This window comes from Trueperella sp. HMSC08B05 (genome assembly GCF_001808405.1).
In the GTDB taxonomy this organism is placed as follows: Bacteria; Actinomycetota; Actinomycetes; order Actinomycetales; family Actinomycetaceae; genus Trueperella; species Trueperella bernardiae.
In genome coordinates, this window is record NZ_KV793243.1 from 23,778 (window position 1) to 36,807 (window position 13,030).

12 protein-coding genes are annotated in these 13,030 nt (G+C 67.6%); 9 read left to right on the forward strand and 3 right to left on the reverse strand.

Translation table 11 applies throughout. The features are described 5' to 3' along the window. Positions 1–162: 162 nt before the first annotated feature. Genes HMPREF3167_RS05475 through radA form a run of 3 tightly spaced genes read left to right on the forward strand, consistent with a single transcriptional unit; the run spans position 163 to position 3,612 of the window. Positions 163–1,542 carry a TrkH family potassium uptake protein gene (locus tag HMPREF3167_RS05475; RefSeq protein WP_070445921.1) on the forward strand — a complete coding sequence of 460 codons (1,380 nt, stop codon included), beginning with the start codon at positions 163–165 and terminating at the stop codon, positions 1,540–1,542. 15 nt (positions 1,543–1,557) lie between these two features. Beyond that, positions 1,558–2,232, forward strand: a complete 675-nt coding sequence (locus HMPREF3167_RS05480) for a potassium channel family protein (protein WP_062613348.1) — start codon at positions 1,558–1,560, stop codon at positions 2,230–2,232. Positions 2,233–2,241: 9 nt separating this feature from the next. Then, complete coding sequence (gene radA / locus HMPREF3167_RS05485; RefSeq protein WP_070445924.1) at positions 2,242–3,612, forward strand: DNA repair protein RadA; 1,371 nt, start codon at positions 2,242–2,244, stop codon at positions 3,610–3,612. Positions 3,613–3,645: 33 nt separating this feature from the next. Here the strand turns inward: radA and HMPREF3167_RS09840 are convergent, their stop codons facing one another. Further along, on the reverse strand, positions 3,646–4,428 hold the full coding sequence (locus HMPREF3167_RS09840) for a DUF4232 domain-containing protein (protein ID WP_168160827.1): 783 nt from the start codon (positions 4,426–4,428) through the stop codon (positions 3,646–3,648). Between the two features lie 497 nt (positions 4,429–4,925). On the opposite strand from HMPREF3167_RS09840, the gene HMPREF3167_RS05495 reads away from it, so the two are divergent. Next, complete coding sequence (locus tag HMPREF3167_RS05495) at positions 4,926–5,801, forward strand: HhH-GPD family protein (RefSeq protein WP_070445930.1); 876 nt, start codon at positions 4,926–4,928, stop codon at positions 5,799–5,801. Then, the gene (locus HMPREF3167_RS05500) at positions 5,798–6,187 is read left to right on the forward strand and encodes a hypothetical protein (RefSeq protein WP_070445933.1); all 390 of its coding nucleotides are present in this window, start codon (positions 5,798–5,800) and stop codon (positions 6,185–6,187) included. The genes HMPREF3167_RS05495 and HMPREF3167_RS05500 overlap by 4 nt, the downstream gene beginning before the upstream one ends. Here the strand turns inward: HMPREF3167_RS05500 and HMPREF3167_RS05505 are convergent. Both HMPREF3167_RS05505 and HMPREF3167_RS05510 read right to left on the reverse strand, forming a co-directional pair. Then, entirely contained in the window at positions 6,184–6,612 is a 429-nt protein-coding gene (locus HMPREF3167_RS05505; protein WP_068538641.1) for a GNAT family N-acetyltransferase, read from the reverse strand. The genes HMPREF3167_RS05500 and HMPREF3167_RS05505 overlap by 4 nt on opposite strands. Beyond that, positions 6,609–7,592: a sugar-binding transcriptional regulator gene (locus tag HMPREF3167_RS05510; RefSeq protein ID WP_062613338.1), complete on the reverse strand. Its 984-nt coding sequence runs from the start codon at positions 7,590–7,592 to the stop codon at positions 6,609–6,611. The genes HMPREF3167_RS05505 and HMPREF3167_RS05510 overlap by 4 nt, the downstream gene beginning before the upstream one ends. 181 nt (positions 7,593–7,773) lie before the next feature. Here HMPREF3167_RS05510 and glpA point away from each other — a divergent pair, with 181 nt between their 5' ends. The 4 genes from glpA to HMPREF3167_RS05530 all read left to right on the forward strand — a co-directional run. Beyond that, positions 7,774–9,411, forward strand: a complete 1,638-nt coding sequence (glpA, locus tag HMPREF3167_RS05515) for an anaerobic glycerol-3-phosphate dehydrogenase subunit GlpA (RefSeq protein ID WP_068538639.1) — start codon at positions 7,774–7,776, stop codon at positions 9,409–9,411. 12 nt (positions 9,412–9,423) lie between these two features. Further along, entirely contained in the window at positions 9,424–10,686 is a 1,263-nt protein-coding gene (glpB, locus tag HMPREF3167_RS05520; protein ID WP_070445936.1) for a glycerol-3-phosphate dehydrogenase subunit GlpB, read from the forward strand. Positions 10,687–10,688: 2 nt separating this feature from the next. Further along, on the forward strand, positions 10,689–11,933 hold the full coding sequence (locus tag HMPREF3167_RS05525; protein ID WP_062613332.1) for an anaerobic glycerol-3-phosphate dehydrogenase subunit C: 1,245 nt from the start codon (positions 10,689–10,691) through the stop codon (positions 11,931–11,933). 295 nt (positions 11,934–12,228) lie between these two features. Next, on the forward strand, positions 12,229–13,030 hold an 802-nt coding region (locus tag HMPREF3167_RS05530), incomplete at its 3' end, for an SMP-30/gluconolactonase/LRE family protein (RefSeq protein ID WP_070445940.1).

Here is a 13,030-nt window from a genome sequence, read left to right on the forward strand (position 1 = left end):
GGCAAATGCCCGTGAGAACTTCGCTTCACACCATACCGGATTTTCTCCCGCCAAACACCTCAAATCCGCATCTTCACAGCTCTAACCCGATCTCCGGCCCTGCAACTTGATTACGGGCCGGCCTCGTGTGGCACGATTGACGCAGGGAGAAGAGGAGGTGACATGGCCGAAGTTCACACCGCGAAGCGGCGGCACCTTGCCTCACGCCTCCGCGAACACATCGATCACCTCGCCCGGCACTCGCCCGCGCGGTTGGCCATGCTCGTCTTCGCTTTCATCATCCTCATCATCACCTCCCTCCTCCTCATGCCGTTTGCCACGGTCGAACCCGGCACGGCCACGTTCATTGAGGCGCTTTTCACAGCGACGTCCGCGGTGTGCGTGACAGGCCTGACCGTGGTCGACACGGCCTCGCACTGGACGGGATTCGGGCAGGTCGTCGTCGTCATCGGAGTGCAGATCGGCGGGTGGGGCGTCATGACGCTCGCCTCCATCCTCGCCCGCGCCGTCTCCCGCCACATCGGCCTCACCCAACGCATCCTCGCGGCCTCCGAACGCAAGTCGCGCTTGGGCGACGTCGGCGCGCTCCTGCAGTCCGTGGTCATCACCTCCCTCACGGTCGAGGGCCTGCTCGTGGCCGTCATGTTCCCCTCGATCATGGAAGAGCGCGGCACATTCCTGGGTGCGCTCGGGCACTCGATCTTCATGGCGGTCTCCACGTTCAACAACGCCGGCTTCGTCATCATCGGCCCGGACCTGACACCGTTCGTGGGCAACTGGGCCATCAGCCTGCCCATTATCCTCGGCACGGTGGCCGGCGCGATCGGCTTCCCGGTCATCCACAACATCGCACACAACCTGCGCTCTCCCAAGCGCTGGTCGCTCCACACGAAGATCACCGTGGTCACCTACGTAGCGCTATGGGTGGCGGGCATCGTCATGGTGGCGGCCTTCGAGTGGAACGGTGCGTTTTCCGATTTGACGACGAACGAGAAGGTGCTTGCGTCCTTCTTCCAGGGCACGACGCCGCGCTCGTCGGGCATGTCCACCGTGGATATCGGCTCCCTGTCGGAGGCCACGTGGTTCGTCATGGACGCGCTCATGTTTATCGGCGCCGGCTCAGCCTCCACGGGCGGTGGCATCAAGGTCACCACGTTCGCCGTGCTGCTGCTTGCCATTGTTGCCGAGGCCCGCGGTGACCGCGACACGGAGGCCTTCGGCAAGCGCATCCCGCCGGACGTCATCCGCCTGTCCATTTCCGCAGCCTTCCTCGGCGCCTTCCTGGTTGGCACGTCCACGCTCATCATCTTGCAGCAGTCCGACTTCCCGCTCTCGCGCGTGCTGTTCGACGTCATCTCGGCGTTCGCCACCTGCGGCCTGTCCACCGGCATCACCGCCGACCTGCCCGATTCGGCCAAGCTCATCCTCGTCCTCCTCATGTACCTCGGCAGGCTCGGAACCATGACGTTCGCGGCGGCACTCGCCCTCCGCACGCGCCGCCGCGTCATCCGACTCCCCGAAGACCGCCCCATCATCGGCTAAGCGAAAGAGAACCCCATGCCCAACACGTACGCGGACAACGCCACCCTGGTCATCGGCCTGGGCCGCTTCGGCTCGGCCATCGCCGTCACGCTCGACAAGCTCGACAAGGAGATCCTCGCCGTCGAAACAAACTCCGACCTCGCCCAGCAGTGGAGCCATCGCTTCAACGTGGTGGAGGCCGACGCGCGCTCAGCCGAGGCGCTCCATCAGCTCGGGGCGGAGGACTTCGGCGTCGCCGTCGTGGGTGTTGGCGCGCTCGAGGCGTCGGTGCTCATCACCGCCAACCTGGTCGACATCGGCGTCCCCGACATCTGGGCCAAGGCCACCTCGCGCGAGCACGGCACGATCCTCAAGCGCATCGGTGCCCACCACGTGGTCTACCCCGAGTACGACGCCGGCCAGCGCGTTGCACACATGCTCTCGGGCCGCATGCTCGACTACATCGAGATGGAGGACCAGTTCACGATCGTGAAGATGGTCCCGCCGCGGGATCTGGTGGGTTTTTCGCTGGCAGAATCGAACGTGCGCGAGCGCTTCGGGGTGACCGTAATTGGCGTCAAATCCCCAGGTCAACCGTTCGAGTATGCCTCGCCGGAGACGACGATTGGCAACGGGGACGTCCTCATCGTCTCGGGCGAACCGTCCCTGCTCGAGGCATTCGCGAACAGATTTGTCGGACGCCCTCGATAGCCTTGGGGTATGGCAAAGAATCAGACGTTTAGATGCAGCGAGTGCGGTTGGACCACGGTCAAGTGGGTCGGCCGCTGCGGGCAGTGCCAAGCGTGGGGCACGATCGAAGAGGCCACCGAACAGGTGGGCACGAAGATCGCGGCGCTCACGCCGCGCTCGCCCGCTCAGCCGATCACGGAGGTTTCCCAGCAGGCCTCGGTGAAGGAACCCACCGGCGTGCCGGAATTGGACCGGGTGCTCGGAGGCGGGATCGTGCCCGGCGTCGTTATCCTGCTGGCTGGCGAACCGGGGGTTGGCAAGTCCACACTGCTGTTAGACGTGGCGGCGAAGGCGGCCGAGCAGGCGGCGCAGGCCGGGCGCAACCCGGTGCTGTACGTAACGGGCGAGGAGTCGGCATCGCAGGTGCGCTCGCGCGCCGAACGTATCGGCGCCCTGCACCCGTACCTGTTGCTCACGGCGGAGGCGGACCTGGCGAAGGTCCTGGGGCACGTTGCCGATTCGCGCCCGTCGCTTCTGATTGTCGACTCGGTGCAGACGATCATGGACCCGCACGTGGAGGGATCGGCGGGCGGCGTGGCGCAGGTCCGCTCCGTGACGTCCACGCTGGTCAACACGGCCAAGTCCTCCGACCTGCCGGTGTTGCTGGTCGGGCACGTGACCAAGGACGGCTCGATCGCCGGCCCGCGCGTGCTGGAGCACCTGGTGGACGTGGTGTGCCAGTTCGAAGGCGATCGGCACTCGCGGCTGCGGCTCGTGCGGGCGGTGAAGAACCGCTACGGGGCCACCGACGAAGTGGGTTGCTTCGAACTTGCGGACTCGGGGATCGTGGGGCTTGCAGACCCGTCGGGCCTGTTCCTCTCCGCTCGCAACCTCACCGTGCCGGGCACGTGCGTGACGGTCACACTCGAGGGGCGGCGGCCCATGCCGGTGGAAGTGCAGGCGCTGTCGGTGCCGGCAGCCGGCCCGCCGCGGCGCACCACCTCGGGGGTGGACAGCTCGCGGGTGGCCATGATGCTGGCCGTGCTCCAGTCCCGGCTCGGCGTGCAGTTCGAGCGTAACGACGTGTTCGTGTCCACCGTGGGCGGGGCCAAGGCGCTCGAGCCGAGCGTGGACGTGGCGATCGCGCTGGCGCTGGCCTCGGCCGCCGCGGATCTACCGCTTGCGCCGGGCGTGATCGCGGTGGGCGAGGTGTCGCTGACCGGCGAGCTGCGCCCGGTGGTCGGGCTCCAGCGGCGGCTGAACGAGGCCGCCCGGCTCGGCTTCCACACGGCGATCCTGCCCCGGACCTCGGAAAAGCTCAGCCCACCCGCCGGCATGCGGCTGCGCCCAGTGGACGACGTGGCAGCGGCGGCGCGGGCGGTGCTGCCGCTGGACGCGTAGCGCAGGGCGGTGTAGGCGCGTGGCGCGGGCGGCCTACCCCTCGGAATTCTCGGCCGTAGCGCCCTCAGAATCGCTGGATTGGCCGGAATCACCTGTGCCGGCGTCGTCCGCACCGTCGGTGGCCGTCTCCCCGTCATCCGACCCTCCCGAGCCGCCCTCACCGGAGCCCGCGCCGTCCGCGCCGTCCGCGCCGTCGCCCCCTGCGACCGCGGAGCCATCATCCGTGACGCTATGCCCGCCAGAGGCGGCACCCGAGCCGGTCAGTTCGAAGATGTAGCCAGACTCGAGGAGCGGGTCGGTGCCCAGGAAGACCCTCGCCACGTAGGTGCCCGCACCCGCGAGCGATTGCCCCTGGCAGTTGGCGCCGGCGTTGATGCCGTTCCAGGTGAGGGTCTGGGTGGTGGTCAGACCGGTGTCGAGAAGCAAGATCTTGGCTGCAGGGCCGGATTCGCACACTTGGCTGTCGTAGGCGGTCTGGTCGCCTGAGGCGAGTTGGAGGCGAAGGTCGGCGGCGTCGAAGCTGCAGGGGGTGTCTCCCTTGTTGGTGATCGAGACACTGACCGCGACCTGCGATTTTCCCGTGCTGGCAACTTGGACGGTGGTGCTGAGCATCGACGAGCTGCACGCCACGGGATCGAACTGCTCCACCGGGTTGATCGGCACGGTGTGCTTTTCTATCTTCGACAGCGCGTACTTGACCGCCACGAACGTGGCGACGATCGCGAGTACCACGATGAGCAAAATGGTCAGCAACCGGCGCTGGAAGGACGAACGGGCCGGGTTTGTCCGCTTGCGAGGTGCGGGTCGCGCCGACACGGGCCTCTTCGTGGCCTGCCGCCCCTGATTTTGCCGCACCTGTGTTTGCCGGGCCTGAGATTGCCGGCCCTGGGTCCGACGCTCCGAGGTGGGCCGCTGGCGTGCGGAGTTACCGGCGCGCTCGGCGCGGGAGGTACGCTCCCCGGCCGACCGTTGCGCTTTCCCGCGCATTTGACGCTTGCCGCCACTCCGAACCTGGCGGTCAGAGCCTCGCGAGGGGTGCTCCCCGGCGCGCGCCTGCCGCTCGGCAGCTCCCTGAGTCGGCCGCTTCCCTTCGCGCGCCGAACGCTCAGCGCTCCCGCGCCCCGCGCCTTCACCGCCACGGCCTGCGCGCTCGCCTCCGCGTCCCCGGCCAGGCTGGGCGCGCTCGCTCGTCGGGCGCGGCGCCCCGCGCCCCGCCTGCTTCCCGCGCTTCGGAGTTTCGTTCACGCCCCTACCGTAGCGGCAATCCCTTGCCGCGGGAGCGATGCGCGCCGGGCGGCGCTATAGTGAGGCGGGTGGCACCCGAACCCGAAACCGCTTACGCGGCCCTCACCCGCTGGTACGCCCAGCATGCCCGGCCGTTGCCGTGGCGTGAGACCACGGACCCGTGGTCGATCCTCGTGTGTGAGGTGATGAGCCAACAGACCCCGGTTGCCCGCGTGGAACCGGTGTGGCGGACGTGGATGGAGCGCTGGCCCTCCCCCGCCCACCTTGCCTCGGCCTCTCCCGCCGAGGTCCTTATCGCCTGGGACCGCATGGGCTACCCGCGCCGCGCACTGCGTCTGCAGGAGGCAGCGATCGCGATCACTGAGCGCGGCTCCTTCCCCTCCACCTACACCGATCTGCTCGCCCTGCCTGGCGTCGGCCCGTACACGGCGGCCGCCGTCGTTGCCTTTGCCTTCCGCGGCCGCAGCGTGGTGCTTGACACGAACATCCGCCGCGTGCTCGCCCGCTGGCACGGCGAGGCCCTGCCCGCGCCCACGCAGACCAAGGCCGAACTCGCTCGCGCCGAGGCTTTCGTTCCCGACGACGACCAGGCCTGGCTCTGGAACGCCGCCATCATGGAGTTTGGGGCGCTCGTCTGCACGGCCCGAACGCCCGCCTGCGATGCCTGCCCGCTCGCCACCCACTGCGAGTGGAATCTGGCCGGCAGCCCGGCCGACGCCCACGCCCACCGCCGCCGCCCGCAGGCCTGGGAGGGCACGAACCGGCAGGCGCGCGGGAAGATCATGGCAGCCCTGCGCCGCGGCCCCCACGACTACGACTCACTCCTCGCCGCCACCACCCTCCCTGCGGAGCGCTTCGGCCCGGCGCTCGACGGCGTTCTCACCGACGGCCTAGCCGAGCTAGTTTCGGGCCAATTCCGCCTTCCGCTAGCATCAAAGCCATGAACGAACTCAAGCTCGCCCGCGCCGGAGGCGTGCTCGGCGTCCTCGCGCTGACCATCCTCGCCCTCGGCCTGCTCATCCAGATCGCCGGCAAGCACGGCGCGCTCGTCGCGCTCATCCCGGGCGGGGCGGGCGCGGTGCTCGTGGCAGTGGGCGCCTACCTCATCGCTCTTTCACGACGCCCGAACCCCGACCTCGCGTCCGCCGCTCGCCTGACGCGCGGGGCGGCCCTCGTCGCGACAACGGTGGTGGTCGTGGGCGTGGCGGCAACTGCGATCGCCGGGATCGGCGTCATGACCACGATCATCCTCGCCCTGGTCGGCCTCCAGGCCCCGATCGGGCTGCGGATGACGGCGAACTTCCTGGCCGAGGGCGGCCGGGACCGCTAGAGCTGCTTGAACATGCGCGAATTGCCCAGGGTGTTGGGTTTGACCCGGGCGAGGGCTGCGGCGTCGTCATTGATGCGGACGTAGCCGAGCTCGGAGAAGAACTCGACTTCGAAGGTGAGGCAGAACAGGCGGCGGATGGCGAGACTGCGGGCGCGCGCCTCGAGCTCGTCTACGATCGCCTTGCCGATGCCGCGCCCACGGAACTCGTCGCGGACGGCGAGGGTGCGGATTTCGGCGATGGCCTCGCTAAAGACGTGCAGGGCGCCGCAGCCGACCACTTCGCCCTCCACCTCCGCCACCACGAATTCTTCGAGGCTTTCGAAGTATTCCACCAGGTCCTTGGCCACGAGCACGCGCTGGTGGGCGTAGGGGCGGACGACGTCGTAGATGGCGTGCACGTCCCGCGCACTCGCCGGGCGGATCATCGCAATGTCCCGGGCCCGGAGCGCATCGAGTACTCGTAGATGAGGTCGGCGGTGTCCTCGTCTACCACGAGGTCCGTGATGAGGCCGGCGCGCAGGGCCGCGACCGTGGCGACCACCTTGTCCGAGCCGGAGACGACGCCGATGCGCCGCGGGATCTTGCGCAGGTCGGTGGGCGTGGGGCCGGAGGCACGCGAGTTAATCTCCAGGTCCTTCCACGAGCCGTCGGCGCGAAGCAACACCGTGCAGATGTCACCCACCACGCCCTCGCGGCGCAGCGAGTCGAGCTCCTCGGCGCTGAGGTAGCCGCCCGAGTAGACCATGGAGGGGTTCTTCGCGGTGAGAGAGCCGATGCCGAACAGAGCGATGTCGGCCCGCTGTTGGATCTCGCGCACGGCCGCGATGGAGCGCTCCTGCCACAGGGCTTCGCGTGTGGCGGCGTAGTCGAAGAACGCGGGGACGGCGAAGTAGTGGACGGAGGCACCGAAGGCCCGGCCGAAGGCTTCCATGAGCGAGCCGGCATACGGCACGCCGCTGGTGGAGGCGTTGGCGGCGCCGTTGAGCTGGACCGCGATCGAGCCGCGTGCGGGCCGCGGGACGAGGTGGTCGACGACGGCGGCCACTGTGTTGCCCCAGGCCACGCCGATGACCGACTCGGGCTTCATGAGGTCGGAGACCATGATGCCCGCCACCTGGGTTACGGCGTTGAGCCGGCGCGTCTCATTGACCCCAAACGGGACGGGCACCACCTTCACATGCACATCGAACATCTGCGACAGGCGCACCTGCATCTCGCTGGCCGCCTCCTCGGGCGGGTGAATGGTGATCTGGATAAGACCTTCGTCCTTCGCCTCGGCGATGAGGCGGGAGACGGTGGAGCGCGAAACGGACAGTCGGCGGGCGATCGACTCCATCGTCTCCCCCTGGATGAAGTGCATGACGGCTGCTTCATAGGCCGCAAGGGAGCGGTCTTCTCGGTTCATCTCAGGCCTTTCCTCAACGTACGACAGACATATTCTACACGGCGGGTGCAAGTCATTTCAGTTCATCTGCACGGCCGTGCACACTTGGCCAAAATACTTTAAACCCCCCGTTTTCACACCACGCCTCGTGGAAAACACCGTAAATTGGTGATTAAGTCTCCGCGTAGAAATCGGAAGAACCATGAAAACTATAAACACCGATGTTGTTGTTATAGGCGGTGGAGCAACCGGGGCTGGCGCATTACGCGATCTGGCCATGCGTGGCTTCTCTGCTGTCCTTGTCGAGCGTGCCGATCTGGCACAGGGAACCTCCGGGCGGTTCCACGGCCTGCTCCATTCGGGTGGCCGTTACGTCATTTCGGACCCCCACTCGGCCACTGAGTGCGCCGAGGAAAATGAGATCCTGCGCCGAATTCACCCCGAATCGGTGGAGGAGACCGGCGGCCTGTTCGTCGTCGGCCCGAATGACGATCCGGAATTCTCCACCCGCTTCCTGCCCGCGGCCCGCGAAACGCAGGTGCCGGCCGAGGAGCTCGACGTCGCTGAGGCGTTGCGCATCGAGCCGCGCCTCAACCCGGGCATCCAGCGCGCGTTCCGCGTGCGTGACGGCTCAATTGACGGCTGGGGCATGGTCTGGGGCGCGGTCGAGTCCGCCAAGGCCTACGGCGCCCAGTGCCTGACCTACCACCGGGTCACCAAGATTGAAAACGAGGACGGCCAGGTCTCCCAGGTGGTCTGCACGGATGAGAAGACGGGCGAAGAGGTCCGCATCAACTGCCGTGCGGCCATCAACTGCGGCGGCCCCTGGGCGGGCCAGATCGCGAAGATGGCGGGCTGCCACGGGGTCGACGTCGTGCCCGGGCGCGGCATCATGATCGCGATGAACCACCGCCTCGTCAACCACGTGGTCAACCGCTGTATCCACCCCGCCGACGGCGACATCATCGTCCCGGCCCACACCGTCTCAATCATTGGCACCACGGATCAGAAGGAAGACGATCCGGACTTCCTCGTCATCCGCAACTCCGAGGTCCAGCAGATGCTCGACTCGGGCGAAGACCTGGTGCCGGGCTTCCGCAAGGCGCGCGCGGTTCACGCGTGGGCCGGCGCCCGCCCGCTGGTCAAGGACTCGCGCGTGGATGCCTCTGATACGCGCCACATGTCGCGCGGCATGTCGATCATCGACCACTCCACGCGCGACGGTGTGAAGGGCTTCTTCACCATCGCCGGCGGCAAGCTCACCACCTACCGCCTCATGGCGAAGAACATCGTGGACGCGCTGCTTGAGCAGATGGACGAGTTCGTCGAGTGCACCACCGAAACCGAGGCCGTGCCCTCGAACGCCACCCGTACCCACCGGGTCACGGACAGGCTGGAGGAAGCCGAAGCCGACCGCTTCGAAGACCCGATCATCTGTGAGTGCGAGCTCCTGCCCCGCTCCACGATTGAGAAGGAACTGGCCAAGCAGCCGGAGGCCAACCTTGACGACATCCGCCGCCGCACCCGCCTCGGGATGGGCCCCTGCCAGGGCACGTTCTGTGGCATGCGCGCCGCGGGCATCATGCACGAGGCCCTGGCGGGTCGCCTGGAGCGCGAAGAGAACGCGGACCGGACGTCGTCGATGCTGCGCCTGTTCGTCAAGAACCGCTACTCGGGCCTCGAATCCCTCATGTACGGCGAGCAGCTGCGCGAGGCCACGCTGAACAAGTGGATCCTCGCCGGCAACCTCGACATCGACCATCTGCCGGCCCCGACCGAGAAGGCCGTGCGTGCCACGGGCGACCTCGAGCTCATCCACGGCCGCCCCTCGGTGGCATAAAGGAGAAGAATCATGCGCATCATTGTTATTGGTTCAGGCCTTGCGGGCCTCACGGCAGCGCTCAAGTTGCGCGAGGCCGGCCACCACGTCGACATCGTGACCAAGGGCTGGGGCGGCCTGCTCCTGTCCTCGGGCACGCTCGATGTTTACGGCTGGGACAAGGACGGCCACCCCATCTCCGACCCGTACGCCGAGATCGAAAAGCTCGTGGCCAAGGAGCCCGGCCACCCGTACGCCTCCATTGGGGCGGACGCGGTGCGTGAGGGCGTGGACTGGCTGTGTGCCACCACCGGCCTGTTCGCCAAGCCGGGCAAGAACGTCCTCATCCCCACCGCGATCGGCGCGGTTCGCCCCACGATCGCGGTGCAGAACACGATGGTCCCCTCCCTCATGGAGGACGGGAAGAAGTTCCTGGTGGTCGGCATCCGCCAGTTCCGCGACTTCCCCGCGGCCTTCATCGCCGACAACCTCGCCCGTTCCCCGCTGGCCAAGGTTGAGACACGGGCCGTGACCATCTCGCTCGCGCCACGCAAGCCGGAGGCCGACTCCACGGGCACCACCTTCGCCCGCGCCTTCGACGGCACCGCCGGGCTGGACGGCCCGGCCACTCGCGATTCGCTCATCAACGAGCTGCGCGGCCACGTCCGCGCGGGCGAAACGATCCTCCTGCCCGCGATCCTCGGCTTTTCGCCCGACGCTTACCAGGAGATCTCCGCCGAGCTCGGCGTGCCCGTGGGCGAGGTCCCGGTCCCGCCGCCGTCGATCCCCGGCCGCCGCATCAACGACGTGCTCATCCAGCTCTGCCACGACAAGCGGGTCGACATCTCCCTCAACGCCGAAGTCATCGGCTTCGAGGCAGACGGCGGCCACGTGACCGCGCTCAAGGTCCAGCGCGCCGGCCGCGTCACCACCAACAAGGTCGACGCCGTGGTCTACGCCGGCGGCGGTCTCGAGTCCGGCACCATCCAGCGCGACTCCTACGGAGACATCCGCGAGCGCGTCTTCGACCTGCCGCTGACGTTCCTCGACGCCGAGGACGCCGAAACGACGGGCGTGACCGGCTCGGTCATCGTCGACGGCAAGGACCTCTTCGGAACCGGGGTGAGCGTCAACGAAGACATGTTGCCGCTCGACGGCGACCGCCCGGTCTACGACAACCTCTACTTGGCAGGCTCCATCATCGGTGGCGCCCGCCCGTGGAGCGAGAAGTCCGGTGAAGGCATCGCGCTCGGCAGCGCTGTTGCCGCCACCCGTGCAATCCTCAGGAGGGATTAATCATGACCACCGTTGTTAACCCACTCGAGCACGCCAAGGCCTCCCTGGCCCGCGCGTCCCTCGACGCGTGCGTCAAGTGTACGATCTGCGAGTCGCAGTGCCCGGTTGTGCGCGCCACCCCGCTCTTCTCCGGCCCGAAGTTCGTGGGGCCGCAGGCTGAGCGCTTCCGCAACGGCGCCAGCGTGGACAAGTCCCTCGACTACTGCTCCGGGTGCTCGATCTGCACCACCACGTGCCCGCAGGGCGTGAAGATCGCCGAGATCAACGCCCAGGCGCGCGCCGTGATGAAGGCAGACCACATGCCGCTGCGCGACCGGATCATCCCCGAAACCGAACTTGAAGGCAAGCTCATGACCCCGTTCGCCCCGATCGCGAACGTGGCACTGGCCAACAAGCCGGTGCGCACGATCGTGGAGAAGGTCATCGGCATTCACCGTGACGCGCCCGTGCCCAAGGCCCAGACCTCCACGTTCATGAGCTGGTTCAAGAAGCACGAAAAGGAGCGCACCGGCCCCTTCTCCAAGGGCCCGATCGTGTTCTTCCACGGCTGCGCGGGCGGCTACTTCGAGGTCGCCACGTCGAAGGCCGCGGTGGAAGTGCTGGAGAAGCTCGGGTATGAGGTGCTCGTGCCGAAGCAGGGCTGCTGCGGCCTGGCACACCAGTCCAACGGCCTGTTCGGGCGTGCGTCGAAGAAGGTTCGCCAACTGTGCGACCAGCTCAACGCCGCGGGCAAGGACCTGACCATCGTGTCGGCGTCGGGATCGTGCGCGGGCATGCTGCGCCACGAGGCCCACGAGATCATGGGCCTGGACGATCCCACGCTGCTCGACGTCGGATCGCGCACCGTGGAGATCTCCGAGTTCATTCTTGAGCTCATCGACGCCGGTGAGTTCCCGGTCGAGGAGCTCAAGCGCTGGGACATCACGATCCCCTACCACCAGCCGTGCCAGGTCAAGAGCCAGGGCATCGGCAAGCCCGCGATCCGGATGATGGAGACCGTCCCCGGCGTCACGGTGATCGAGTCCGGCGAGGCCTGCTGTGGCATCGCGGGCACGTACGGCCTGAAGAAGGAAAAGTACGAGATCGCGCAGGCCGTGGGCAAGCCGCTGTTCGACATGATCAAGCGCACCAACCCCAAGCTCGCCGCGTGCGAGACCGAGACCTGCCGCTGGCAGATCCGCAAAGGCTCCGGCGCCACGGTCATCCACCCGATCGAGGTGATCCACCGGGCGCTCGGGCTGGCGTAACTGGTTCGGTGGCGGCTACCGCCGGCGATTAAAATAACCTGGACGATTCTGGGGCTATCTTCGTATATGAGGAGAACGCCCGGAAATCGTCCAGGTTATTTTCATGCTCGCCTCCTGACCGGGTTGCAACTCGTTGCCGGCGGCAGTCGTGCCGGCGGGGAGGGATGAAGCCTCACCGCTCAAGGTGATGGGGCGACTGCCGAAGGCGCAGGTCCCCGCTGCTGACCCGACCTGAATGGTTGATGCGCAGGCAGCGACTGGTTGCTGCGCGGGCGGGATCTGCGATACTTGAGCCATGTTTGAACAGATCACCGATCCCGTCGCCTACCACGGCGAGGGGCCCTGCTGGTCCGAGGAGTGGGGCGGCCTGCGCTTCGTGGACATGCTCGCCGGAGACCTCCTGACCCTCCTGCCCGACGGATCCATTCACCGCCTCCACACCGGCTCGCCGGTGGCCGCCTTCGTACGGCCGCGGGCGAGTGGCGGATTCGTGGTAGGGCTCGAGCGCGGGCTCGGGCTGGCCGATGAGCCCTTCGGCGACGTCCGCGCACTGTCAGAGCTCTGGTCCGATACCGACGTGCGCATGAACGAGGGCGGCACCGACCCGTGGGGCAACCTGTACGCCGGCTCGATGTCCTACACGCGGGTGCCGGGCGCCGGCAAGCTGTACAAGATCTCCCCCGACCTGACCTCGCGCGTGGTGCTGCCCAGCGTCACCACCTCCAACGGCATTGCCTTCTCCCCCGCCGGCGAGCGGGCCTACTACCACGACACGGCCACCCGGCGCACTGACGTGTTCGACGTGGTGGACCGAGAGCTGGTGGGCCGCCGCGAGTTCCACGAGGCCACGGGCACGAGCCCGGACGGGCTGGCAGTCGATAGAGCGGGGAACGTGTGGGTGGCACTCAACCGCGTGGGCAAGATCAGGCTCTACTCCCCCGACGCCGAGGTGTTGGGCGAATGGGACCTCCCGGTACGGCTGGTTACGGCTGTCACGCTCGGCGGGGAGGACGGCCGCGACGTCTTCGTCACCACATCAAGGGAGAATTTGGACGACCCGGAGCCGGGCGCGGGCGCGATTTTCCGCGCCCGCGCCG

Bases quoted from the DNA above. Each gene is read 5' to 3' on its own strand.
- radA (WP_070445924.1), top strand. From the start codon at position 2,242: ATGGCAAAGAATCAGACGTTTAGATGCAGCGAGTGCGGTTGGACCACG.
- HMPREF3167_RS05475 (WP_070445921.1), top strand. From the start codon at position 163: ATGGCCGAAGTTCACACCGCGAAGCGGCGGCACCTTGCCTCACGCCTC.
- HMPREF3167_RS05510 (WP_062613338.1), bottom strand. From the start codon at position 7,592: ATGAACCGAGAAGACCGCTCCCTTGCGGCCTATGAAGCAGCCGTCATG.
- glpB (WP_070445936.1), top strand. From the start codon at position 9,424: ATGCGCATCATTGTTATTGGTTCAGGCCTTGCGGGCCTCACGGCAGCG.
- HMPREF3167_RS05525 (WP_062613332.1), top strand. From the start codon at position 10,689: ATGACCACCGTTGTTAACCCACTCGAGCACGCCAAGGCCTCCCTGGCC.
- HMPREF3167_RS05480 (WP_062613348.1), top strand. From the start codon at position 1,558: ATGCCCAACACGTACGCGGACAACGCCACCCTGGTCATCGGCCTGGGC.
- glpA (WP_068538639.1), top strand. From the start codon at position 7,774: ATGAAAACTATAAACACCGATGTTGTTGTTATAGGCGGTGGAGCAACC.
- HMPREF3167_RS05505 (WP_068538641.1), bottom strand. From the start codon at position 6,612: ATGATCCGCCCGGCGAGTGCGCGGGACGTGCACGCCATCTACGACGTC.
- HMPREF3167_RS05500 (WP_070445933.1), top strand. From the start codon at position 5,798: ATGAACGAACTCAAGCTCGCCCGCGCCGGAGGCGTGCTCGGCGTCCTC.